Source organism: Gelidibacter japonicus, assembly GCF_010725055.1.
Lineage (GTDB): Bacteria > Bacteroidota > Bacteroidia > Flavobacteriales > Flavobacteriaceae > Gelidibacter > Gelidibacter japonicus.
Genome location: NZ_BJKB01000001.1, coordinates 383,890 through 409,795, shown reverse-complemented (window position 1 = coordinate 409,795; position 25,906 = coordinate 383,890). Strand labels below are relative to the sequence as shown.

General features: G+C 39.1%; 15 protein-coding genes. 13 read left to right on the top strand and 2 right to left on the bottom strand.

Translation table 11 applies throughout. The annotated features are described in order from the left end of the window. The first annotated feature begins 13 nt into the window (after positions 1–13). The 5 genes from G6N06_RS01610 (at position 14) to G6N06_RS01590 (ending at position 11,013) form a co-directional block, all read left to right on the top strand. A complete protein-coding gene (locus G6N06_RS01610; RefSeq protein WP_163514297.1) occupies positions 14–2,101 on the top strand; it encodes a GDSL-type esterase/lipase family protein in 2,088 nt (695 codons plus the stop codon). A 16-nt stretch (positions 2,102–2,117) separates the two neighbouring features. Beyond that, the gene (locus G6N06_RS01605) at positions 2,118–3,299 is read left to right on the top strand and encodes a glycoside hydrolase family 27 protein (protein WP_163514296.1); all 1,182 of its coding nucleotides are present in this window, start codon (positions 2,118–2,120) and stop codon (positions 3,297–3,299) included. Positions 3,300–3,479: 180 nt separating this feature from the next. Continuing rightward, complete coding sequence (locus G6N06_RS01600) at positions 3,480–5,534, top strand: family 20 glycosylhydrolase (RefSeq protein ID WP_163514295.1); 2,055 nt, start codon at positions 3,480–3,482, stop codon at positions 5,532–5,534. Between the two features lie 398 nt (positions 5,535–5,932). Beyond that, on the top strand, positions 5,933–9,055 hold the full coding sequence (locus G6N06_RS01595) for a SusC/RagA family TonB-linked outer membrane protein (protein ID WP_163514294.1): 3,123 nt from the start codon (positions 5,933–5,935) through the stop codon (positions 9,053–9,055). Between the two features lie 44 nt (positions 9,056–9,099). Beyond that, a complete protein-coding gene (locus G6N06_RS01590) occupies positions 9,100–11,013 on the top strand; it encodes a SusD/RagB family nutrient-binding outer membrane lipoprotein (protein ID WP_163514293.1) in 1,914 nt (637 codons plus the stop codon). Positions 11,014–11,350: 337 nt separating this feature from the next. Here the strand turns inward: G6N06_RS01590 and G6N06_RS01585 are convergent, their stop codons facing one another. Beyond that, positions 11,351–12,061: a LytR/AlgR family response regulator transcription factor gene (locus G6N06_RS01585; protein ID WP_163514292.1), complete on the bottom strand. Its 711-nt coding sequence runs from the start codon at positions 12,059–12,061 to the stop codon at positions 11,351–11,353. 45 nt (positions 12,062–12,106) lie between these two features. Then, positions 12,107–13,171 (bottom strand): sensor histidine kinase, encoded by a 1,065-nt coding sequence (locus G6N06_RS01580; RefSeq protein ID WP_163514291.1) that lies wholly within the window; start codon positions 13,169–13,171, stop codon positions 12,107–12,109. A gap of 207 nt (positions 13,172–13,378) precedes the next feature. Between G6N06_RS01580 and G6N06_RS01575 the strand changes: the two genes are divergently transcribed. The 8 genes from G6N06_RS01575 to G6N06_RS01540 all read left to right on the top strand — a co-directional run bounded on the left by G6N06_RS01575 (position 13,379) and on the right by G6N06_RS01540 (position 25,861). Further along, on the top strand, positions 13,379–15,643 hold the full coding sequence (locus G6N06_RS01575) for a GH92 family glycosyl hydrolase (RefSeq protein WP_163514290.1): 2,265 nt from the start codon (positions 13,379–13,381) through the stop codon (positions 15,641–15,643). Positions 15,644–15,649: 6 nt separating this feature from the next. Then, the gene (locus G6N06_RS01570) at positions 15,650–17,527 is read left to right on the top strand and encodes a sodium:solute symporter family protein (RefSeq protein WP_163514289.1); all 1,878 of its coding nucleotides are present in this window, start codon (positions 15,650–15,652) and stop codon (positions 17,525–17,527) included. Between the two features lie 453 nt (positions 17,528–17,980). Then, the gene (locus G6N06_RS01565; protein WP_163514288.1) at positions 17,981–18,946 is read left to right on the top strand and encodes a glycoside hydrolase family 130 protein; all 966 of its coding nucleotides are present in this window, start codon (positions 17,981–17,983) and stop codon (positions 18,944–18,946) included. A 199-nt stretch (positions 18,947–19,145) separates the two neighbouring features. Further along, positions 19,146–20,207: a carbohydrate-binding family 9-like protein gene (locus G6N06_RS01560; RefSeq protein WP_163514287.1), complete on the top strand. Its 1,062-nt coding sequence runs from the start codon at positions 19,146–19,148 to the stop codon at positions 20,205–20,207. 64 nt (positions 20,208–20,271) lie between these two features. After that, positions 20,272–21,438: a glycoside hydrolase family 18 protein gene (locus G6N06_RS01555; protein ID WP_163514286.1), complete on the top strand. Its 1,167-nt coding sequence runs from the start codon at positions 20,272–20,274 to the stop codon at positions 21,436–21,438. A 23-nt stretch (positions 21,439–21,461) separates the two neighbouring features. Further along, positions 21,462–22,577, top strand: coding sequence for a family 10 glycosylhydrolase (locus G6N06_RS01550; RefSeq protein ID WP_163514285.1), 1,116 nt, complete (start codon positions 21,462–21,464; stop codon positions 22,575–22,577). A 6-nt stretch (positions 22,578–22,583) separates the two neighbouring features. Continuing rightward, complete coding sequence (locus G6N06_RS01545) at positions 22,584–24,830, top strand: GH92 family glycosyl hydrolase (protein ID WP_163514284.1); 2,247 nt, start codon at positions 22,584–22,586, stop codon at positions 24,828–24,830. Positions 24,831–24,841: 11 nt separating this feature from the next. Then, complete coding sequence (locus G6N06_RS01540) at positions 24,842–25,861, top strand: isoaspartyl peptidase/L-asparaginase family protein (RefSeq protein WP_163514283.1); 1,020 nt, start codon at positions 24,842–24,844, stop codon at positions 25,859–25,861. The last annotated feature ends 45 nt before the right edge of the window (positions 25,862–25,906 follow it).

Below are 25,906 nucleotides of genomic sequence, written 5' to 3'. Positions count from 1 at the left end.
GATGATTTTTATAATGAAGACAATTTCAAATATGCACCAAACTTTTATAGTGTCAATGATATTGCTTTTCTCTCTGACACTATCTTCCCAAACTATAAAAGTTGCTTGCGTAGGAGACAGCGTCACCTATGGCGCTGGGATAGAGGAGCGGGAAGAAAACAGTTATCCAGCACAACTTCAGCAATTATTGGGCTCAAATTATAAGGTAGAAAATTTTGGGTTTTCCGGTGCCACTATGCTGAAAAACGGGCACAAGCCTTATTGGGAAAAGGAAGTGTTTAAAGCTTCGCAGAACTTTGACCCCGACATCGTCATCATCCATTTAGGATTAAATGATCAAGGCAACAACAATTGGCCAAAGCATAAAGACGAATTTGAACAGGATTATCTGGATATGATTTCTGTCTATGAAAATCTGCCATCAAAACCAAAAGTCATTATTTGCAGAATGACACCTACCTTTTCAGGACATCATTGGTTTGAAGAAGGCATGCGCGAAAGTTTTAAGGAAATTCAGTCAAAAATAGAAACTATAGCCAAAAAAGCTTCTGTCGATGTAATTGACCTTCACGAACCTTTGTACCGGTTTCCAGAATATTTCCCGGATAATTTACATCCCACCAAAGAAGGCGCCCAAATTATCGCCAATAAGGTGTTCAGTGCCATCACTGGAGATTATGGCGATTTAAATTTGCCGTTGCTCTATGGAGAAAACATGGTTCTCCAACGAAATGAAACCATAAGTTTTAATGGAACGGCCAACTATAGTGATACGGTGACCATTCAATTTAATCAACAGACGAAAAGCGTAAAGGCTGATTTTAATGGGCATTGGAAAGTTGATTTTCTGTCTATGGAAGCAGGTGGACCCTATCAACTAAAATTTTCCACCGCAACTAAATCCGTGGCAATAAATAATGTGTTTCTTGGTGAAGTTTGGCTGGCTTCGGGACAGTCCAATATGGATTTCATGGTGCGAGATATGGAAAGCGCCACCACCGTTTTAAAAGACTCATTGAATGATCAAGTGTTTTTGTTTTCTATGGATGGAAAAGCCCTGTCAGGAGAAAAATTTAGTGAAGCCGATCTTAAAAATTGCAATGCGGCAGATTATTTTGAATCTTCAGGATGGACCACTTCAAACACTAAGGACCTTGAGAAATTTTCGGCCGTGGCCTATGCTTTTGCCTATTCACTTCAGAAGAAATTAAATGTTCCGGTCGGAATTATTTGTAATGCCATCGGCGGTTCACCTACGCAAAGTTGGATCAGTAGAGAAACTATGGAACAAAAGCATGAAACTGTCAACTTGTTAAACGACACGCGTTTAAATCCGATGGTGGATGCGTGGGTTGCAAATAGAATTGAACTCAATATGGAAGATCATTCCAAAACCAAAATAAATGCCAGGCATCCTTATCAGCCCACCATTTTATTTGATGCAGGTATTATGCCCATCAAGGATTACACTATAAAAGGGGTGATCTGGTATCAAGGGGAATCCAATGCCGACCAAATCGAGTTGCATTCAAAGCTATTTAAGATGTTGGTGAAGGATTGGCGCCATCATTTTCAAAATGAGGAATTGCCATTTTATTATGTCCAATTGAGTAGCTTTATGAGGACAACCTGGGGTGGTTTTCGCGATTCACAACGACGGTTATTGGACATCCCAAATACAGGAATGGCAGTCAGTTACGATGTTGGTAATGAAACCGATGTGCATCCAAGGAAAAAATGGATTGTTGGGAAGCGCTTGTCCAAAATAGCACTTCATAACGATTATAATTTTAACATCGGTTATTCTGGACCACTTTTGGATTTTGTGAACGTCATGGGCAACACCCTCGAAATTCATTTTAAACATGGCGAAGGTTTAAAAACATTCAACAATGCAAGTGTGCAAGATATTTTTATCGCCAACGATCATAAACAATTTGTCCCTGCACAAACTAAGATTGTAAACGGTATCTTGCAGCTATGGTCGCCCAAAATTGAAAATCCCAGATATGTGAAATATGGTTATACGCCGTTTTCCACTGGTAATCTGGTCAATAGTTATGGCTTGCCTGCATCGACATTTTCAAATAGTATAGAATAAATAAAAAATCAAATTCATGAAAGCAAAAATTCTCTTCCTTTTAGCAGTGTTCTTTTTATCACATGAGATTTCCGCTCAAAAATTCGACAATTTGGCAATGACCCCGCCAATGGGCTGGAATAGCTGGAACAGTTTTCAATGTGACGGCGTCAACGAAACGGTGATTAAGGAAATGGCCGATGCCATGGTTAAAAACGGATTTAAGGACGTCGGTTACGAATACATCGTGATTGACGATTGCTGGCAAATAGGCCGTGATGATAACGGGTATATCATCGTGGATAAAGAAAAGTTTCCTTCGGGGATAAAGAGTTTGGTGGACTATGTCCATTCAAAAGGATTGAAATTTGGAATCTATTCTGATGCGGGAACAAAAACCTGCGCCGGCCGACCTGGAAGTAAAGGCTTTGAACGTCAAGACGCTGAAACCTATGCCAAATGGAACGTCGATTATTTAAAATACGATTGGTGCTTTACTGAAGGACAAGATGCGATCACATCCTACACCTTGATGAGAGATGAACTTTTCAAAGCCGGAAGACCTATTGTTTTTAGTCTCTGCGAATGGGGTGAAAATAAGCCATGGGAATGGGCAAAAGATGTAGGACACCTGTGGAGAACGACTTTGGACATTGATATGGGCGCCAGATATGACGGTAATATTTGGGGGAATCTTATTGGATGGTCAGACCTGGTGGATATGCAGGTGGGCTTGGAAAAATATGCAGGTCCAGGACATTGGAATGACCCGGACATGCTGGCCGTTGGAAATAACAATATGCCAGAAAATGAAGCAAGAGCCCATTTTAGTATGTGGTGTATGTTGGCCGCACCTTTGATGGCAGGCAACGATTTGAGGGATATGACTCCTGTTGATCATAGTGTTTTAACTAATAAAGAATTAATTGCCATCAATCAAGACGTTTTGGGCAAGCAGGGTTTTAAGATAGAAGATTATGGCAATTTTGAAATTTGGCAAAAACCGTTGACCAACGGCGATATTGCAATCTGCTTTTTTAATAGAGAAATAACGAGCAAAACCTATGAGATTGATTGGTCCAAAATCAGAGTCAAGGATTTTGAAGGCGATTATAAAATAAAAGATCTGTGGCAAAATGCGATTGTTGGAGCCACGGACACCAAAATGTCTATTGAAGTGCCTTCTCGGGATGTGGTGGTGTTTCGATTGATGAAATAACATAACTAAAGACAAGTAACACCAGGCCTGACAGGTTTCGAAAACCTGTCAGGTCTCTATACCAGTTTGTTGCATTCGTGATCCCGAGCTATCGAGACGTGGCTAAGACCTCACAGGTTTCAACCTGTCCGCCGCAGGAGGAAAACCTGAGAGGTCTGTAGAATTATAAATTAAAATCTTATGGAATCTTATCTTTTCAAAAACAAATTTATTGCAGTCGTTTATTTTATAACTTTAAATCTGTTGTTCATTTTCAACGGATATGCCAATTTGCAACGAGCAAATCCTCTTGAAAACAAATATCCCATCATTCCAACACCACAAGAAATCAGTTATGGGAAAGGCGAATTGACGTTTAAAACCATTCATATTGGTGCCTCGGATTTTAAAAATGAATCTGATGGGTTGAGCGCATTCTTCAAAAAAGAAGGCATTAACGAGTCGTCCAACGGTGTGAAAATTCAAATCATTAAGGAGCAACTTCCAGTCATTAACCCAGATGAAGCTTATAAATTAAGTATTGATAGCGATATTAAAATTTGGGCAACTACTGAGAAAGGCGCATACTACGCCATAAGAACACTTCAGCAAATTTTCAGAAAACAGGGGCAAGGTGGGCTGTTTCCAAAATTGAAAATCACCGATTGGCCCGCATTTAAAGTCCGAGGATTTATGCACGATACCGGGCGGAATTTCCAATCCATAGACCAATTAAAAGAGCAAATTGAGGTCATCTCCCAATACAAATACAATGTTTTCCATTGGCACTTAACCGACGATCCGGGATGGCGTCTGGAAAGTAAACTGTATCCACAATTGCAATCGGAAGAGGCCACGTCACGAGGCAAAGGGAAATTTTATACCCAAGAGGAATTTAAGGACATTGTAGCATTCTGTAAGGCACGTCATATCACGGTGATTCCAGAATTTGATATTCCTGGCCATTCTCAGGCCTTTAGAAAAGCCATGGGGTTTGAAACCATGAAGGATGAACGCGCACTACCCACCTTATTGAACTTGTTTGATGAATTGTGTTCGTTGGCTAGTGCTGAAGACATGCCGTACATTCATATCGGTACGGATGAGGTCAGGAATCGGGAAGAATACGTGGAAGATGGATTTGTAAAACAAATCATGGATCGCGTCAAGGCCCATGATAGAGACCTGATCGTTTGGATGGAAGGTATTGAGGTAAAGGGAGATTCTACGTCCATCAATCAGCTTTGGGCGCAATTTGATCCGAGACCAGGACATCGTTTTATTGACTCCCGCGCCAATTATATCAATCATTTGGATCCTTTTGCGGGCATGTCGCGCTTATTTTTTCAACAGCCCTGCCGACAGCCTAAAGGAGATGAACTTGCTTTGGGAGGTATATTATGTGCTTGGCCCGATAATAACGTAGCGAATGAACGAGATATTCTAAAACAAAACCCTATTTATCCTTCCATCGTTTTTTACGCGGATGCGATCTGGAAAGGTAGAAAAGAAAATAAATTGGAATACTGGGCCAAATTACCTGCGTTAAACTCACCTGAATTACAGGAATTCAAAGTTTTTGAGGATAAGGTCATCGTCCATCGTGATTTCTTTTTTGAGGGCAAGGAATTTCCTTATATCAGACAAACCGATTTCCAATGGAATGTGATTGGGCCATTTGAGAATAACAATGATGTCAATTTGAAGTTTCCAGTTGAAAACACATTGGTTGCTTCCTATAATGTTGATGGAAAAGATTATAAATGGTCTGAACCCAAAGTTGGCGGCACGCTTCATTTCAAACATTTTTTCGGTTTTCCAGCATTGACTAATGAAAAAACTGGGACTTTTTACGCGACCATGGAAGTTTATTCTCCAGATGATCGCCTGCAAGATTTTTGGGTAGGTTTTCAAGGCTGGTCAAGATCTGGGGGTCGGCGTGTAGGTCCTTTTCCTGATCAAGGGCAGTGGCACACCACGAATCCTAAACTATGGGTCAATAACGTCGAAATAGCACCTCCCAATTGGAAACAACCCAATTTGGGGACAAGAACTGATGAGATTCCGTTTATTGATGAGGACTATTTTTACCGATCGCCGACAAAAATCCAACTTAAAAAAGGGTGGAATACCGTGCTCTTGAAAATTCCTCAGGATAACAATTCTTGGAAATGGATGTTTACATGTGTTCCAGTTGATATTGAAAATAATCAAGTAAGAGAGGTGAGCGACTTAAATTTCAGAACGATTTTTTAACATGGTGACCATGTAACTTTAATTTTTTTAAACCGGTTTACCTCCGCACAAAAAATCAAAATAATCGAACACAGACTGAAAATTCAGAAAGATCGAAAATATTCGCTAGGAGTTAATTGTCAAAACTTTCAATTTTTAATTGTAAACAAAAGCTAAAGTTGTGACGGACAAAAACCGACGTAAATCGGTCAGATAATGCCACCATTTTATATGAAATTTGGTGGTGGTTATGATACTATTATTCTGATCCATTTTAACATAAATTTGGCAAAATAACACGAACTACAAGGTTATATGTCGCCCTACTCCTTTGTAAAAACGTCATTAGTCGAAAATATTTACAAATGACGTGTTTATTGTATTCATTTAAGAAATCAAATTAAACTTATAATAAAATTATGACAAAAAAGGTACTTAAATTACTGTTTGTGTTTGGTATTCTATGCACTTATGGTATGCAGGCACAAATGACAGTAAAAGGAACTGTTGTAGACGCTGCAAGCAGTTTGGGACTTCCAGGAGTTAGTGTAGTAATTAAAGGCACTAGCACCGGAACAACAACAGATTTTGATGGTAATTACAGTATTAATGTACCAAGTGGGGAAGGCACTTTGCAATTTTCTTACGTGGGCTTTACTACTCAAGAGATTGCCATTAATGGTCAAAGCACAATCAACGTTTCGCTCGTTGAAGATGTGAGTCAGTTGGATGAAGTGGTAATTACAGCACTTGGAATTAAAAGAGAACGTAAATCCTTAGGATATGCCGTTCAAGAAATTAAGGGTGAAGCCCTAACAGAGGCAAGGGAGACTAACGTCGCCAATGCATTATCTGGGAAAATAGCCGGTATACAGGTGATTAAAGGAAGTAACGGTCCTGCCAGTTCATCAAAAATTGTTCTTAGGGGTAATAGTTCACTTGTTGGAGACAATCAACCGTTGATAGTAGTTGATGGAATACCAATGGATAACTTTACTGGGGCTGACAATACAGACTTCTGGAACCCTTCCCAAGATATGGGGAATGGATTGGGAGATTTAAACCCTGATGACATTGAAACCATGACCGTATTAAAAGGTGCTTCTGCGGCAGCTCTATATGGATCACGTGCTGGTAATGGTGTAATCTTGATTACAACAAAAACTGGTAAGGTAAGAAAAGGATTAGGTATTACTTTTTCTGCAACTACAGGCTTTGAAAGATTGTTCATTGAGCCGGAACTTCAAAATCATTTTGGTCAAGGTACTGAAGGTAGCTATGATGCACAATCAAAATTGAGCTGGGGTCCTAAAATTGAAGGGCAATCAGTAACAGATTGGGAAGGTAAACCAACAACCTTAAGAGCTTATGACAACCTTGGCAATTTTTATGATGGTGGGTTTAACCAAACTTATAGCCTGTCATTCCAACAGCAAGTAACAGAAGGAACATCTTTGTACACCTCTGCTAATTATTTAGATGATGACAGTAATATTCCCGGAGCAACTTTGGAAAGATTGAATTTGACCACACGTGCAGTCACAAAATTTGGTGAAACCAAAAAATGGACGACCGATGTAAAAGTTCAATACATAAATACTAAAGCTGAAAACAGACCATTAAATGGAAATAATAACAATAACGCTTTTGGTACGATAGCACAATTGCCAAGATCTATAGATATTACTCAATTTAGAAACGCTACTGATGAATTTGGAAAAATGAGATGGTTCGTTTCTGAAAACGCTGAAAACCCATACTGGTCTGCAGAAAACAGATTGAGTAACGATGCAAGAGACCGTTTCTTATTAAATGGATCTATAAAATATGACATTACAGATTGGTTGAGTGCTGAGGCAAGAGCTGGTGCAGATATTTACACCACAACTACCGAATCTAAATTATATGCTGGTAGCCCAGGAAATAATACTGGTAGATATAGCTTTGGAAAAGATTCATTTATTGAAAAAAACTTCAGTTTTCTATTGATGGCTGCTCAAGATGACATTGTTGGTAAATTTGGAGGATCTGCTACACTTGGTGGAAATCTCATGGGAAGAAGTTCTAACCATATTAGTGGAAGTTCTGGTGAACTTGTGGTGCCAAACTTATTCTCTCTGAATAATGGGGTCAATAGTCCTAGCGTTGGCCAAGGATCAACTGAGAGAAGAACAAATTCCTTATATGGAACATTCCAAATCAACTATGATGGTTACTTGTTTGTCGATTTTACAGGACGTAACGACTGGTCTTCTACCTTAAGTAAAGAAAACAGATCGTTCTTCTATCCATCTATAAGTACTTCAATTGTATTTACAGAATTATTGACGAAAAATGATGTAGATCTTCCAAGTTGGTTAACCTTTGGTAAAATTAGAGCATCTTATGCAACTGTAGGTAATGACCTTGCACCATACCAACTTTATAACAGTTATTGGATTGGTAATGATGCCAATGGCAATACAACTGCAGGAACAAACAGTACGCTTTTTAACCCTGATTTAAGAAGTGAGTTGATCAAATCGCAAGAAATTGGATTTGAGGGACGTTTCTTCAATAACAGAGTGGGCTTGGATTTTGCTTGGTACAAATCAAATGCTACCAACCAGTTAATTCCATTGCCTTTGGATCCATTGAGCGGTTACCAAAGAAAGATGGTGAATGCCGGTGATGTCCAAAATACAGGTGTTGAGCTAACTGTAAATGCAAGGATCATTGACAATCCAGAAGGATTCAGTTGGGATGCAAGCGTTAATTACTCTACCAACAAAAACACCATTGAAAGCTTAGCTGATGATGTTACCCAGTTTGGATTGGGAGGATTTGACAACTTATCAGTGTTGGCTATAGAAGGCGGTGGCTACGGTGAAATCTGGGGTACTAAATACGCAAGAGTATCAGATGAAACAAGTCCTCATTTCGGAAAAATAATTGTTGATGGTAATGGTTTACCTACTGCTACCAACGAGAAATTCAAATTAGGAAATCAGCAGCCAGATGCAATGCTAGGATTTACAAATAGTTTTAGTTATAAAAACCTATCCTTCGGATTTATGATTGATGCACGAATTGGAGGTGAGATTTTCTCTGGTTCAAACCTTATTCTTCAACAATCAGGAAATGCTGCAGTAACTGTAGTTAACGGTGAAAGAGCTGACATTGTTGTAGATGGTGTTGTAAGTGATGGAAGCGGAGGTTACACAGCCAATACTGAAGGTGTTTCTCCACAAAGATATTGGACAGCAGTAACAGGAAGATCTGGAAACTTAGGTATTAATGAGGCCAATATTTATGATGCCACCAACGTTAGATTGAGAAACATCAATATCAACTATACAATTCCAACTGCGTGGTTAGGAGATTCTGGCATACAGAATGTTAAATTGGGACTTTCTGCAAATAACGTATGGATGATGAAGAACAACTTAAATGGTATTGACCCAGAGTCTGTTTTTGCGACTTCTACCAATGCCACAGGGTTTGAATTCCTTTCACCTCCTACAACAAGTAGTGTGTTTTTAAACCTATCTGTAAGTTTCTAAAATAAATGTATCTATTAAGTTACAAAAATTATAATATATAAGTTATGAGAAAAATATTTAAAAAAACAAGCTTGGTTGGTGGGGTGCTTTTAGCATTTCTGTCCTGCTCTGAGTTTGAAGAAATTAACGTTGATCCAGTGGCGGCAAGTGCTGACCAGGTACAAATAGAATATTTCATTAATAGTTCTATTGGTGGTGCACAGCAAGATCCACATATTTCAGAGCGTATCTTTGTTCTGTATTGGGACGATGCCGGAAGAATGACCAGAGTTGGTACCTTATCTGTTGGAGGCTCAAATGATGGTTGGACTAGCGATTATTACAATGGTTATGTGTCTTCATGGTTAAATAAAATTAATACAGGTATTGAAATTGCCGACGGACAAATTGCCTCGGGTAGTTTTAGAGAGCACACTCCTAATCTTAGAGAAGTTGCCAGAATTTGGCGAGCTTACCTAATGAGTGAAATGTCTGATAATTTTGGACCTATTCCTATCGATGGTTTTCAGGGTGTAAACCCAGAGTATACGGATGTCAAATCTGTGTACTATTATATGCTTCAAGAATTAAAAGAGGCTACAAATGCCTTAGATCTTGACGTTTCGAATCCTGATAATGCTTTGAAAAAATTAGATCCTGCTTATGGATATGATTATGCAAAATGGAAAAAGTACGGAAACTCTTTAAGAATGCGTTTAGCGATGCGTCTGTCGGAAGTTGATCCTGGTAAGGCACAAGAAGAATTTGAAAGTGCCGTTGCTGATGAATTTATTAAAGTTGCGGGCGATAACTTCTCTGTTGCCGAAACAGGTGGATGGAGTGAATATACAGGGGTAATGACCAGAGAATGGTGGGACCATGAAGTATCTGCAACTCTTAATAATTTAATGATTGGTTTAGGTGGTATTCCTTCTGCAGATTTGTTATCAGCAGATAAACACGCTCATATTAAACCAGCAAATTACATGGGACTTAAGTTTGAAAACCACTTTTCATCTATGACCAATGATCCTTCTGCAGGTTTCTTCTTTGATGGATTGCACAATACAATGGATCCTAGAGCATATGATCTGTTTGTGATTCCAGGAGATTTTAATGATCCTGAATTTAATTCATATCCTTCTTGGACCAATGATGCAAGAACTACAAAACGAAATTTAGTAGATGACTCTGACAATGTTGTCAAGGAAATTGATGCTGCATTTACGTGGAATGCATACGCTGGAGGTGATTGGGGTGATAAAGGAGCTAAAAACAAAGTTTATGGATATACGGGTACATTACCTCGTTTAGCCAATAAATATAGAAATGGTACAAACAGAAGAATATTCTTTGCATCATGGGAATCTTACTTCTTGATTGCTGAAGCAGCTGTAAGAGGTTGGGCTGTACCTATGAGTGGCCAAGCGGCTTACGAGCAAGGAATTGCCGATAGTTTTGCTTATAATGGCGTATCTGGCGAGTTAGGTGATTATTTGACTTCTGAAGACTACAATAGAGTAGGGACTTCTGTAAGTTGGGGACATACTGCTGAGCCACCAGCCACTGTTGCAATGACTTATATTGATGGTTATACAAATACACCAGGTGTCCATACCTTGACTTATCCTGAAAACACCATCTATAAGAATGGAACGGTAAAAAATGATCTTTTGACTAAAATTATTACTCAAAAGTTTATCGCTCAAACACCATGGTTACCATTGGAAACTTGGAGTGATCATAGAAGACTTGGGTTGCCATTCTTTGAAAATCCTGTTATCGAAAATGCATTAACCAATATGCCTGCTTTAACTTCAGGAAATTATATGACCAATAGTATTAAGTTTTACGGTCAGAGATTGAAATACCCTTCTAACTTTGGTAGCAATATCCCAAGTGGATATGCGCAAGCCGTTGACAAACTAGGAGGTCCTGATACCGTGTTTACGCCATTGTGGTGGGCACAACAGGAATAGGAAATTAGTTTTCATTTTTTATTTTTATGTTTAGTCGAAAGGGAGAGCTTTTAAAAGTTCTCCCTTTTTGATTTCAGTCACTAAAGCTATGGGGACACTAGCTGTTGTTCAAATACAGTTTAAATACAAATAGGAATGTTTAGAAAATGATTAATAGTGAAGTACGAACTCAATAGTCCTTCTTTCGGAAATTATTCTCATTCCGAATGATATGCATTATTGGAGATTGTAAGTGAGTGTTTTTTCATTCGGAAGCGCCATAGATTTTTAATTTCCGAATTGAAGATATGGTGTCTTAATACTTAATACCAAATAGGATGTAATTAATACTAATCCTCTAAATGGAAGAGTTTAAAATCCTGTCCTTGACCTCGTCAAGATAAGACCGGCCAATGACATATCTCATGCCATCTATTTCAATGCTGTTGCCCTCAACCGCATCAATTTTATTAATAGAAATGGTATACGACCTATGAATCCTGATAAAATCGTTTGAAGGCAATAAATTGGTAAAATCCGATAAGGTGCTATGGATTAAAAATCGGCCATTGGTGGTATTGATTTTCAGATAATCCTTTAAGCTTTCAACCACTAAAATTTCATCTAAAAACACTTTTTTCATTTTTTTCTTATCAATTTTAATGAAAAGATAAGGACGTGATTTGCTGGCCTCTGTACCAGGTTGGTTGATATTCATTCTTCTGTAAACCTTATTCAACCCATTCATAAACCTCGGGAATTCAATTGGTTTTACCAGATAATCGAGGACATCAAGCTCATAGGTTTCGATGGCATATTCCGTATAAGCGCTGGTAATGATGATTAAAGGAGGCTCTTTCAAACTTTTGATAAAATTCAGACCGTCCAAGACCGGCATATTTATGTCCAAGAAAATAACATCAACCTTATGGTGCTTTAAAAAATTTAGGGCATCAATAGCGTTGTTGAAGGTCTCGGTCAATTCAATGTCTTCAATTTTTTGTAAATAATTTTTAATTACATTAACAGCTAATGGCTCGTCGTCAATAATTAAACATTTTATTTTCATGTCATTTGTTTTTAGTACTAAGTGACTTTATAGATAAAACCTTCTTTATAAATTGCTCACTTTAATTTTAAGGTTTACTTCAAAAAGATGTTGGTCGTCTTTTATGGTAAGTTCAAAATCGTCCTTATTATACCCTAAATTCAATCTTTTCTTCACATTTTCCAATCCTATTCCGCTCGAATGATTGATTTCGTTTTTAAATTCGGATACCGCCGGTAATGGATTGGTGATGGTAAAATACAGAAAATCTTCTTCAATCGTGAAATCAATGTCCACTTTAATGACGCCAATGTTTTTGCTAACCCCGTGTTTGAAAGCATTTTCGACAAAAGTGAGCAGTAATATCGGGGCGATTTCTTTATCTTCCATATCTCCTGAAATGGACATATTGATTTCAAGTTGATCATCATGGCGGATTTTCTCCAAATCCAAATAATTTTGAATGCAGATAATTTCCTTTTCCAAAGATTGCCGCTTGGACTTTGTTTCATAAAGCAAATACCGCATTAATTCTGAAAGCCTTAAGATGATTTTGGATGTTTTGTTCGACTTTTCCAATGCCAACGAATGGATATTATTGAGCGTATTGAAAAAGAAGTGCGGCGATATTTGCGATTTTAAAAACAATAATTCCGTTTCCAATTGGTCTTTCTCGAGATCGGCAACTCTTTTTTGTTCCTTTAAAAAATCTAAAGTCACTTTAATGGCCGTCACAAACGTGATGACATAAAGCTCTCCAATCATCATGTCAACCGTGTAGTTAAGTGTCAAGTGATTTATAGGTTCAGGACCTTCTGGCCAGACATTGTTACTTATCAGAAAATAAGTGAGATTGAACTTTGCAAGGACCATCAAATATATCGCTGAGATAATGAGGATGATGTAGGGGATATATCTTCTTTTAAACAAAAACTTTGGCATCAAAAAGTAAATATTAAAATAGCACAAAGTAATGTGGATTGGAAAGCCTATGAGATTTGTTTTTAATGAATATAGATAGTCATTGAAGTAACTTCCCCAACGAAATGTGTTGAACAAAAAATAGACCACCCAAAAAATGATGTGGTGCCAAAATGATATTTTGTAGATGCGTTTGGAGCTAAAGGTCATTTAAATAAAAAATTTCGTGATGTTCAGGAGAGTTAACGTGTTGTCCGTCTAAATTAATTTCAATTGTGGTTAAATTTATGAAAATTTATGGAGTGAACTCCATTTGAAAAATTAGTTTTTAATAAAAAGAGGTTCGGTAAAATAGGTGTAAAAGGATAAAGCCTAAAACACAAAAAGTATCCGATAATTTTAGAATAGAACATAAGCATGAAAAATAAATACCTAATTCTTCTTTCCGCTGTTTTGATTTTTAGCTGTAATAAGCAACCTGAAAATGTTAAAAATGAAGCATCAGCTATAAATTATGTCGATCCGTTTATCGGTACCGGCGGACATGGGCACACCTACCCGGGTGCAACCGTGCCCTTCGGAATGTTACAAGTAAGTCCTGTAAACGGGATCAGTGCGTGGGATTGGTGCTCAGGCTACCATTATTCTGATGATACCGCGATTGGATTTAGTCATTTGAGCCTAAGTGGAACGGGGATTGGCGACTTGGCAGATATTATTTTTATGCCCATTAATAAGGCGGTCGATTTAACGATAAGTCCAATCTCACGCGATAGTTTAGCATACAAGTCCACTTACAATCATAATAACGAAACCGCAACGCCTGGATATTACCAAGTGTTTTTGGAAGACCATAATGTCAATGTAGAATTGACAACAACAGATAGAACAGCTTATCATAAATACACTTTTAAAGAGGGTGATGAACAATCGGTAGTAATAGATTTGGGCTTCGCAATCAATTGGGATAAAGCGGTTGCTACCTCACTTAAAGTGGAAGACCGTTACACTATTAGCGGATACCGTCATAGTACAGGGTGGGCGCATAATCAGAAAGTATTTTTCGTGGCGAAATTCTCAAAGCCAATTGCAGATTATAACATATATGTCGATGGAGAGGTTTTTCAAGAAGGGGAAAATGAAGGTGTTAAAACATCCGCTCAATTATTTTTTGATCCTGCTGAAAAAAGCACCGAATTATTTGCTAAAGTAGCCTTGTCCTCTGTGAGCATTGAAAATGCTAAAGAAAACATGGGAGTTGATGGTTTTGATTTTGATAAAACTAAGGCAGCTGCTGATAAGTTATGGGAATCAGCCTTGTCGACTATTGTTGTTGAGACCCCAACGGATTCGTTAAAAACTATTTTCTATACGGCACTTTACCACGCCCAATTGGCGCCAGTCACATTTAGCGATAAGAATGGCCAATTCCGATTGGAGAATGACAGTATTGTAACGGCCAAAGATTATATAGCCTATTCCACCTTGTCACTTTGGGATACCTTTAGAGCAGAGCATCCGCTCTTGACGTTTATTGCCAGAGATCGAGTGTCAGATATGGTCAACTCCATGCTGGCCTATTATGAGGTCAGAGAAATTTTGCCTGTTTGGACTTTATACGGAAATGAAACGAATACCATGACGGGCTACCATTCCATTCCTGTGATTGTTGAAGCTTATAAAAAAGGCATTCGTAATTTTGATGTTGAAAAGGCCTATGAAGCGATGAAAAACACCATGATGCAGGATGAACGTGGCCTGGATCACTATAAAAAATACGGATATATTCCTTATAGTTTATTGGACGAATCGGTGACTATCACTTTGGAATACGCCTTTAACGATTGGTGTGTGGCCGAAATGGCAAAAGAATTAGGAAAGGAAGAAGACTATCAGTTTTTCTTAAACCGATCAAAAGCCTACCAATATTTATATGATGCAGGATCCGGATTTATGCGTGGAAAATCGGTAGATGGAAAATCGTGGAACGAACCTTTTGATCCCAAACATTCCAACCATAGGGAACAAACCGATTATACCGAAGGTAACGCTTGGCAACACAGTTGGTTTGTACCGCAGGACGTAGATGATTTGATCAAAATCCACGGCGGGAATGACGCGTTTTCAAAACGATTGGAGCAGTTGTTTACAGAAAGCTCTGAAATTACCGGCGATAATATTTCTGCAGATATCACGGGACTTATCGGGCAATACGCGCATGGGAATGAACCAAGCCACCATATCGCTTATATGTTCAATCATGCCAATCAGCCGTGGCGTACACAATATTGGGCGCGCCAAATTATGGATACGCAATACAATACCACTCCAAATGGCTTGAGTGGAAATGAAGACTGTGGACAAATGAGCGCCTGGTACGTATTGAGCTCCATAGGTTTATACCCTATGAATCCGGCCTCGGCAGAATACGAAATTGGAACACCGATTTTTGAAAAAGCAACAATTAAGCTTTCAGATAATAAAACCTTTGTTGTTGAAGCAGAACATGTGTCAGATAAAAACTTCTATATCCAATCCGCAACCTTGAATGGAAAGGATTTTAATCAGACAAGAATCTCACATGAAGATATCTTGAAAGGTGGAACTTTACATTTTGTGATGGGTGACCAACCCAATAAAAATTGGGGAGTTAAAACGAGTTCACAACCATCCAACAACTAACGGCTAATGGATATTATTGACGTATCAATTATTGCAGTCTATATTGTCTTAACATTAGGCGTAGGGATATGGATGTCCAAGAGAGCTTCCAAAGGCTTGGACTCTTACTTTCTCGGTGGCAATTCCATAAAATGGTATTATCTGGGGTTGAGCAACGGCTCAGGAATGTTTGATATTTCTGGAACGGCACTCATGGTAGGTTGGCTTTTCCTTTATGGTACCAAGAGTTTTATGCTCATGTGGCTCTGGCCCATCTGGAATCAGATTTTTATCATGATGTTTTTGGCCGTTTGGATCAGGCGCTCCAATATCATGACCGGATCGGAATGGATCTTGACGCGATTTGGCGACGATAGAGCCGGACGGGCATCTCACAAAATTGTGGCACTCTTTGCGGTGATTGCGTCCATTGGATTTATTGCCTATTTCTTTGAAGGCGTGGGTAAATTCATGACGGTTATTTTGCCGTGGGATTTAGCACTACATATTGGGGCTTCAGAACTATTGACTTCTGAGCAATCTTATGCTCTGATTATTATTTTCCTGACCACAGTTTACACCATAAAAGGTGGGATGTTTTCTGTTGTAGCCACTGAGGTTTTGCAATATGGCATTATGGTTTTGGCAGGAATTTTAATCGCTGCCTATTCGTTTGTGGCGTTTACCGATATTGAAATCACCAGTGTAATTACTGAGGAATGGAAAAATATTTTCTTTGGATGGGAGCTGGATACCCATTGGAGTGAGAAATATCAGGCATTTAATGATTTAGTAGATTCAGAAGGCTATAAAATGTTTGGTGCTTTAATTGGCATGAGTCTTTTTAAGGGGTTTTTTGCCAGTATCGCAGGACCAACCCCAAGTTTTGACATGCAACGTATCCTCTCAACCAAAACAGTTAAAGAGGCGGCGTACATGAGCGGTTTTACCAATCTTGTTCTGTTTATCCCTCGGTATTTATTAATCGGTGGCGTGGTCGTTATCGCGTTGGTAGTTTTAGCGCCGGAGATGGCTGCCAATCCGAATTTGGCTTGGGGCGATTTGGAGATTTTATTGCCACAAGTGGTTAATTTCCACGTTCCTGTGGGTATCAAAGGATTGCTTTTGGCGGGATTATTAGCAGCTTTTATGTCGACGTTTTCTGCTTTCGTCAATGCTGGACCTGCTTATATTGTCAATGATATTTATAAAAAATATTTTAGACCGGAAGCAACGAACAGACATTATATTAAAGCCAGTCATATTGCATCCTTTGCCGTGGTAGGCTTGGGCGTATTCATGGGATTCTTTGCGGATTCCATCAACTCATTGACCTTATGGATTACCAGTTCACTATTTGGTGGTTATGTGGCAGCCAATTTCTTGAAGTGGATTTGGTGGCGATTTAACGGATGGGGCTATTTCTGGGGCATGCTATCGGGATTGATTATTGCCAGTCTCCAATTCTTATTGGATCAGAACAAAGGGCAATTTACGGAAGGTACATTGCTATATGACTTATCACACGTATCGGCGATTTACTTATTTCCAATCATATTTGGGGTTTCACTTTTGGGATCTTTCTTAGGCACCTATCTCACAAAACCGACGGATATGGCAGTGCTGAAATCCTTTTATTCCAACGTGCATCCATGGGGATATTGGAAACCTGTTTTAAATGAATTAAGGAAAGAAGAATCTAAGATTGAACGGAATTCTGAATTCTGGCCTGACATGTTAAATTGTGCCATTGGGATTGTATGGCAATCCAGCATGATTGTACTGCCCATTTACTTTATTATCCGCGATTATCCTAAGGCATTTGTTTCTTTAGGCGTATTTTTGATAACATCGCTGATTTTGAAGTTTACGTGGTTGGATAAGGTGCGGAAGATTCCGAATTAACGAAAAGTATCAAGTATCAAGAACAAAGAACAAAGAACAAAGATTTTTTTACAAAACAAGTTAACCTAAATGTTTCCATTTCCCTTTGGGGTTAGGGGGATGAGGATTATAGAGGTGAGTGGTGAATGACCAATGAACGATGGAAAACTGAGGACTTACAAAGTATCAAGAACAAAAAATAGTGGATTAGAATAAAAAATAATAAATCATTAGTGTCCGATAAAAAATATAAATAGTTAATAGACCTATTTGAAACAAAGGATTTTACGGGATTTTGAAAATGACATTTTACTTTTTAGAAACTATTATAAGGAGAGTGATTGGACAATTTTAATTTAAATACATGTGTTTGTCAATTAGTTACAATCAAGTCTTTGTTCTTTATTCTATAAGCGCAGCGGTCTTGATTCTTTATCGAACAACAATGATAATAAATAATAATAATTAACGTATATGAGTACATTTCCTTGGCAAGATAAACCGGAAGGTTGCAATGATGTAGTTTGGAGATATTCTGAAAATCCTATCATCAATAGATATGATATTCCATCCTCCAACAGTATTTTTAATAGTGCCGTGGTGCCTTTTGGCGATGGCTTTGCTGGTGTTTTTAGGTGTGATAACAAATCGGTTCAGATGAATATTTTTGCTGGTTTCAGTAAAAATGGGATCGATTGGGACATTAATCATGAACCTATCGTGATGCAAGCGGGAAACACCGAAATGATCGAATCTGATTACAAATATGACCCACGCGTTGTATGGATTGAAGATCGTTATTGGATCACATGGTGTAATGGCTATCACGGACCAACCATCGGGATTGCTTATACCTACGATTTCAAAGAGTTTTTCCAATGTGAAAATGCCTTCTTGCCGTTCAATAGAAACGGGGTATTGTTTCCTAAAAAGATCAACGGAAAATACGCGATGTTAAGTCGCCCAAGTGATAACGGCCATACCCCATTTGGTGATATCTACATCAGCTATAGTCCGGATATGAAATATTGGGGAGAGCACCGATGCGTAATGAAAACGACTGCATTTGTTGATAGTGCATGGCAGTGTACCAAGATTGGCGCAGGCCCAATTCCTATTTTAACGGATGAAGGTTGGTTGATGATCTATCACGGGGTTATCACTACCTGTAACGGTTTCCGATATGCGATGGGGGCTGCTCTTTTAGATGAACATCAACCCGATAAAGTGAAATACAGAACCCAGCCCTATTTATTGGGTCCGGCAGAGCTTTACGAAACCACAGGAGACGTACCCAACGTGGTATTCCCTTGCGCGGCCTTGCACGATATAGAAGAAGATAAACTGGCCATTTACTATGGTGCAGCTGATACCGTCGTGGCCATGGCATTTGGAAAGTTGAGTGAAGTGGTGCAGTTTACAAAGGATAATAGTTTATAAAAATTGAGGATATTCTCCCTGATAAAACTGGCGGTATACTAATAGGAATAATAATCCGTAGGATGTTTTAGCCCCGAAGGGGCGACATACCATAGAACGGTGCGAACATACCATAGAAACGATGCCAAACATTATTAAGAGCTCTGAAGGAGCGATATACCATAGAACGGAGTGACATATCAAATAAATAATATATGCCATGATTAAAATTATAACATCTCTATTTTGCACCATGTCCATGCTGACATTCGGACAATCTAAGGGCATTCCCGTCCCCGAAAGTTATATCGCCTACCATACCAGCGAAGCTATAGACGTTGATGGAAGTGATGCCGATGCTTCATGGAATAAAGTAGCGTGGACCAACCTTTTTATAGATATTGAAGGGGTTAAAAAACCAACTTATGACACTCGAGTCAAAATGTTATGGGACGACACCTATTTCTATATTTTGGCAAAAATGGACGAACCACACGTTTGGGCAGATATTACTGAACACGACGCCATTATTTTCTACAACAATGATTTCGAGGTCTTTGTTGATCCTGATGGCGACACCCATAATTATTATGAAATTGAGGTAAACGCCCTCAACACCGTTTGGGATTTGTTTATCAACAAACCTTATCGTGAAAGCAATGTGGTTTTAAACGATTGGACCGCAACAGGAATGAAAACTGCCATCACGATCGATGGAACGTTAAACAATCCTAATGACACCGACAAAGGTTGGATGCTCGAAATGGCGATTCCTTGGGCTGTTTTCAAGAAAGCTTATTTTGAAGAAAATGTTCCTAAAGATGATTTTTGGCGGGTGAATTTCTCAAGAGTCAATTGGGATCATCAAATCACCGATGGCAAATACGGAAGAAAAAAAGATGCCAAAGGCGATTATTTACCTGAATACAACTGGGTCTGGTCCTCACAAGGTGTCATCAATATGCACGAACCTGAAAAGTGGGGCTATGTCTATTTCTCCTCAACAGAAGCAGGCGGAAAAGATACATTTGAAATCCCTAATGATGAAAAAATCAAATGGGAGATGTATAATTTGTTCCGTGCTCAAAAGAAACATTACGAGACTAATAAACAATGGGCAACTTCGGTTGAGCAATTATCGTCATCCCCAATAGTTGTTGAAGGAAAAACTATTCAACCTAAAATTGAAATCCACAGTTTTGGATGGACCATTTCAACTAAAAGTCCGTTTACAGATAAAATGCTGTTCATAAAAGAGGATGGTGAATTTCTAAGTCAATAAATTAGTTAAAGACCTGTCAGTCCCGATAGCTATCGGGACTGACAGGTCTGAAAAAAATTATATTATGAGAGTGATCAAATACATTTTTTTAATCCCACTATTTTTTGCGTGCAACAACACCTCTGAAAAAAAGGAAGAAACAAATAGGGAGGTCTCAGGTCAGGAACAAACCATTGAAAAAAAATCTGACGTAGATTTAAAAATCATTGGCTACGCTGCTGGCTACGAAGATTACGACTTTTCAAAAATTGACGCCACAAAACTCACGCATATTAATTTTGCCTTTGCCAATATTGTAGAAGGTAAAGCGGCCTTTGAATTGGAAACGGATGCGGCTAAAATCGCCACCTTAATTGGACTTAAAGAGCAAAACCCCGATTTGAAAGTCCTGTATTCTGTGGGCGGCTGGGTTTGGTCTGATCAGTTCTCAACTATGGCAGCTTATGACGAATCACGCAAGAAATTTGCAGAAAGCTGTGTGGAACTTTTGAAAAAACACGAATTTGACGGTGTTGATTTAGACTGGGAATATCCTGGGCAACGTGCAGAAGACAATGACTTCCGTCCCTCCGATAAAGATAATTTCACCTTGCTCTTGGCTGAAATCCGTCAAGCATTGGATGTGCAGGGCGAAAAAGACAACACACATTACCTTTTGACCATTGCCACAGGAGCCGATCAAGCCTATATCGATCACACCAATTTGGGCGAGGCACATAAGCATCTCGATTTTATAAATGTCATGTGCTATGATTTTTACCAGGGTTGGATGTTCCAAACTGGGCATCATGCTAACTTATACCCATCGGATCAAGAAAAATACGGCGGAAATAGTGGGGTAGAAGCCATAGATAGACATATCAAAGCCGGTGTTCCGGTTGAAAAATTGGTTTTGGGAATCCCATTTTATGGCAGACAATGGGAGAAAGTAGCACCTACTGAAGTTCCTTTATACGCCAATGCCAATCAAGGCGGATATATTATTTCCTACTGGGAGATTCTCGAAAAATTAAAATCTGGCAAGTACGAAAAAATGTACGACGAATCCGCCAAAGCATCTTACCTCTGGAATCCCACGGAAAATATTTTTATTTCTTATGATACACCCAAAGAAATCAAGTTGAAAGCAGACTATATTAAGGAAAAAGGCTTGGGAGGCGCCATGTTTTGGGAATATAGTTTAGACGAAGACCAAGAGCTATTGAATACGCTTTTTGACGCATTATATTAAACTTTACTATAAAATAAACACTAATGAAAACCAATTTCCTCTTATTTGCGACCTTAATGCTAACTATGGTTGGCTGCAATCAAAAGGAAAGAAAACAGCAAAATCTTTCGGATGCTTCGGCTTCTACCGATGGGCATTTTAAATTTGGTACTTGGATCACTTCCAATAAAAACAAAGCGGATGCCGATTATACAGCCGAATTTAAAAGATATAAGGAAGGTGGTATTGATGAGCTTCTGATTAACACATCAACCGATCCTAAGGAATTGGAACGTTTGGTGCCCTTAGCAGCCAATGAAGGTTTAAAAGTGCATGCGTGGATGTGGGCTGTGAATCGTCCAGGCGATTCTGTTGCTCAAAAACACCCGGAATGGTATATGGTCAGTAGAGACGGTAAATCCTGTTTTGATACCCGTCCGTACGTCAATTACTATCAATGGTTATGCCCGACACGGACTGAATCGAGAAATCATATTTTAAGTTTGATTGAGAAAATGGCAAAAGTAGAGGGCATTGAAAGTGTGCATTTGGATTATATCCGTTTTCCCGATATCTTCTTGCCAATCGGTTTACTTCCGAAATATGATTTAAAACAGGACACTGAAATGGCAGAATTCGATTTTTGCTATTGTGAGGTCTGCATCAGTGAATTCGAAAAAATACATCATAAAAATCCGTTGGAAAGTGAGAACACCGCTATCGATATGGAATGGAAGAATTTCAGGTTGAATGCGATTCGTAATTTGGTGAATGACGCTTATGATATCGTCCATAAACATAATAAAAAATTGACTGCAGCGGTTTTTCCTTATCCTGAAATGGCTGATCATATGGTGCGTCAACGTTGGGATAAATGGAATATTGATGAAGTCTATCCGATGATATACCACGGGTTTTATAACGAAGAAATCGATTGGATTGGTTATGCCACCCAACAGGGCGTCACAGACTTGGAACCTAAAAATGTCGGATTGAATACGGGCGTTTTTTTACCGCCATTTACATCTGCGGAAGAATTAAAGGAAGCCATTTATTATGCCAGGGACCATGGTGCAAAAGGAGTGACCTTCTTTGATGGACCGCAATTAAGCGATGCTTTTCTGCAAACCATTAAAGAAACAAAAGAAAGTTTTAAATAATTAAAAATGAAGAAATTTGGTCTCATAACGCTATTTTTTGCGATGTTTTTGCTTCAGTGCAAGGAATCTGCGGATGTATCTAACCAAGTTAAATTAACCAGTTTTGTAAATCCGTTTATAGGAACTGACGGACCGGGAAATACCTATCCTGGCGCAACCGTTCCTTTTGGGATGGTGCAATTGAGTCCTGATATTGGGATTTCTGGATGGGACCGAATTGCGGGTTATTTTTACCAAGATTCCATTATTACCGGATTTTCTCACATGCATTTATCCGGAACAGGTGCAGGCGATCTCTACGATATATTAGTGATGCCTACCAACAGCCGATTTTCAGATCGCATAGAAGCGAATCACTTTAAGCCTTTTTCAAGTTTTTCACATGAAAAGGAATCCGCCTCGCCGGGGTATTATACGGTCGATTTATTGGATTACGGCATTAAGGCCGAATTGACCGCCACCGAAAGAACTGGCATTCATAGATACACGTTTCCAAAAGACGACAGCACGCAGATTCACATCGATTTGGGTTATTCCTTAAATTGGGACAGTCCCACCGAAACGCATTTTAATGTGGTTGATGACACGACCATTGAAGGCTATCGGAAATCTACAGGATGGGCAAAAGACCAACGGGTTTATTTTGTAATTAAGGTTTCGAAACCTTTTAATTCGTATCAATTATTTAAAAATGATTCGTTATCGAAGTCGCCAGTTACAGGAAAAAACACGAAGATTATTTTAGATTATGCCACTGAAGAAGGCGACCAAATCATATTAAAAACCGGATTATCTACAGCAACTATTAAAGGGGCGTACAAATCTTTGGAAGTGGAAGCACCACATTTTGATTTTGATGAAATAAGAAGCCAGGCAGAAAGCAAATGGGGAACCCAACTCAATAAAATCAACATCACGATAGCTGACGATACCAAAAAGCGTATTTTTTATACGATGCTGTATCAGTCCATGTTGGCACCCACCTTATTGAGCGATCATAATGGCGATTATAAAGGCGCCAATGATAGTATCATGAACGCTCAAGAGTTTGATAGATACGATACCTTTTCGCTATGGGATACCTATCGCGCGGCGCATCCATTATACACCATCATGCATCCAAATAGAGTGTCGGACATGGTGAACTCCATGCTGGCCCATTATAAGGAAACAGGCTTATTACCCGTGTGGTCCATGCAAGGCAACGAAACCAATATGATGATTGGCTACCACGCTGTTCCCGTAATTGTGGATGCTTATTTTAAAGGGATTGACGGTTTTGATGCCGATTTAGCTTACGAAGCATGTATCGCCAGTGCTACAGATGCTTCCCGACAAATCGATGAGTATATGGCTTTGGGATATGTGCCAGCGGGGGAAGATGAAGATGATTGGTCGGTTTCCAAAACTTTGGAATATGCTTATGACGATTGGTGCATTGCTCAATTCGCAAAAGCCTTGGGAAAAACAGACGATTATAATACCTTTATAAAACGTTCGGAAAATTGGCGGAATGTGTATAATACCAACAGCACTTTTATGCATCCAAAATTGAAAGACGGCACTTTTATTTCAGATTTTGATCCGAAAGATTATTCGCCATATTTCTGCGAAAGTAATGCCTGGCAATATTTTTGGTCAGTTCAGCACAATATCGAAGGGCTTACGGAGGCTCTTGGTGGAAACGAAGTATTTGAAAGGAAACTCGATTCCATGTTCACTTTAAACCCGTTGCCAGAAGACATATTACCTATTTTCAGTACAGGAATGATCGGGCAATATGCACATGGTAATGAACCGAGTCATCATGTGGCTTATTTGTACAACTATATTGAAAAGCCGTGGAAGACTCAAAAGTTGGTCCGAGAGATTTTAGAAACCCAATATCAAAATGAACCAAGCGGACATTGCGGCAATGAAGACTGCGGACAAATGTCATCGTGGTACGTATTCAGTGCCTTGGGCTTTTATCCTATGAATCCTGCGCAGGGCGTGTATGCTTTTGGGTCACCACTGGTCGATTCTGCAAGCGTTAATTTAGAAAATGGAAAAGCCTTTACGGTAAAGGCTTTGGATAACAATAAAGACAATATATACATTCAAACCATTACACTAAATGGCGAGAAGATAGACCGAAATTACATAACACATAAAGAGATTATGGCGGGCGGAGAATTGGTTTTTAATATGGGAAATACGCCCAATAAAACCACTAGAAATTCAATGGCACCATCATCTAAACTATATAATTAAAAAATCAGACGATGTCAGATAGAAGGAATTTTATAAAAAAGGCTGCCTTAGGAACAATCGGAGTTAGTACAGTTTTAAGTTGTAACAATTTAACCAGTAAAGAACCTGTTGTGGCAGCTACTGTGACAAATAAAAAAGCAGTGAAGCCCTTGGTGATTTCCACTTGGAATCATGGCTTGCCGGCAAATGACGAAACTTGGAAGCAATTGAAAAATGGAAAATCGGCCTTGGATGCTATTGAGGCGGGTATGAAAATTCCTGAAGCAGATCCTGAGGTGAGAAGTGTCGGTTACGGTGGTTTTCCTGATAGGGACGGAAAAGTAACATTAGACGCCTGTATCATGGACCATAATAGCGATTGCGGATCAGTATCCTTTTTACAAGGTATCAAGCATCCCATTTCGGTTGCCAAAAAAGTACTGCAAAACACTCCTCACGTGATGTTGTCTGGAGAAGGTGCACTTCAATTTGCATTGTCCGAGGGCTTTAAGGAAGAGAATTTGCTGACGCCAGAATCAGAAAGAGATTGGAAAAAATGGATGGAAGAATCCAAATATAAACCCGTGATCAATATCGAAAATCACGATACGATTTCCATGTTGGTTATCGATGAAGACGGCAATATTTCTGGAGGTTGTACCACAAGTGGCGCGGCTTGGAAAATGCACGGCCGTGTAGGCGATTCGCCAATCATTGGTGCAGGCCTGTTTTTAGATAATGAAGTAGGCGCGGCTGCTGCCACCGGATTGGGTGAAGCGGTGATCAGAACTGCTGGAAGTGCCATGGTGGTGGAATTGATGCGTCAGGGCAAATCGCCACTTGAGGCCTGTAAGGAAATCGTGGAACGCATTTACAATAAGCATAAAAACCACAAGGACATGGAATATTTGCAAGTCGGATTCATTGCCATCAATAAAAATGGCGAGCATGCCGGTTATAGTTTGCGTTCCGGATTTAACTATGCCGTCTATGATGAAGCAAACGGCAATCGCATGGAAGATGCCACTTTTAAAATGGCTTGGGAGGAATAGCGTATCTAATGTTTTAAGCTAAACAGTACCGTAGGAGGGACATTA

Excerpts from the sequence above, each read along its gene's own strand:
- G6N06_RS01610 (WP_163514297.1), top strand. The coding sequence starts at position 14 with ATGAAGACAATTTCAAATATGCACCAAACTTTTATAGTGTCAATGATA.
- G6N06_RS01605 (WP_163514296.1), top strand. The coding sequence starts at position 2,118 with ATGAAAGCAAAAATTCTCTTCCTTTTAGCAGTGTTCTTTTTATCACAT.
- G6N06_RS01600 (WP_163514295.1), top strand. The coding sequence starts at position 3,480 with ATGGAATCTTATCTTTTCAAAAACAAATTTATTGCAGTCGTTTATTTT.
- G6N06_RS01595 (WP_163514294.1), top strand. The coding sequence starts at position 5,933 with ATGACAAAAAAGGTACTTAAATTACTGTTTGTGTTTGGTATTCTATGC.
- G6N06_RS01590 (WP_163514293.1), top strand. The coding sequence starts at position 9,100 with ATGAGAAAAATATTTAAAAAAACAAGCTTGGTTGGTGGGGTGCTTTTA.
- G6N06_RS01585 (WP_163514292.1), bottom strand. The coding sequence starts at position 12,061 with ATGAAAATAAAATGTTTAATTATTGACGACGAGCCATTAGCTGTTAAT.
- G6N06_RS01580 (WP_163514291.1), bottom strand. The coding sequence starts at position 13,171 with ATGACCTTTAGCTCCAAACGCATCTACAAAATATCATTTTGGCACCAC.
- G6N06_RS01575 (WP_163514290.1), top strand. The coding sequence starts at position 13,379 with ATGAAAAATAAATACCTAATTCTTCTTTCCGCTGTTTTGATTTTTAGC.
- G6N06_RS01570 (WP_163514289.1), top strand. The coding sequence starts at position 15,650 with ATGGATATTATTGACGTATCAATTATTGCAGTCTATATTGTCTTAACA.
- G6N06_RS01565 (WP_163514288.1), top strand. The coding sequence starts at position 17,981 with ATGAGTACATTTCCTTGGCAAGATAAACCGGAAGGTTGCAATGATGTA.
- G6N06_RS01560 (WP_163514287.1), top strand. The coding sequence starts at position 19,146 with ATGATTAAAATTATAACATCTCTATTTTGCACCATGTCCATGCTGACA.
- G6N06_RS01555 (WP_163514286.1), top strand. The coding sequence starts at position 20,272 with ATGAGAGTGATCAAATACATTTTTTTAATCCCACTATTTTTTGCGTGC.
- G6N06_RS01550 (WP_163514285.1), top strand. The coding sequence starts at position 21,462 with ATGAAAACCAATTTCCTCTTATTTGCGACCTTAATGCTAACTATGGTT.
- G6N06_RS01545 (WP_163514284.1), top strand. The coding sequence starts at position 22,584 with ATGAAGAAATTTGGTCTCATAACGCTATTTTTTGCGATGTTTTTGCTT.
- G6N06_RS01540 (WP_163514283.1), top strand. The coding sequence starts at position 24,842 with ATGTCAGATAGAAGGAATTTTATAAAAAAGGCTGCCTTAGGAACAATC.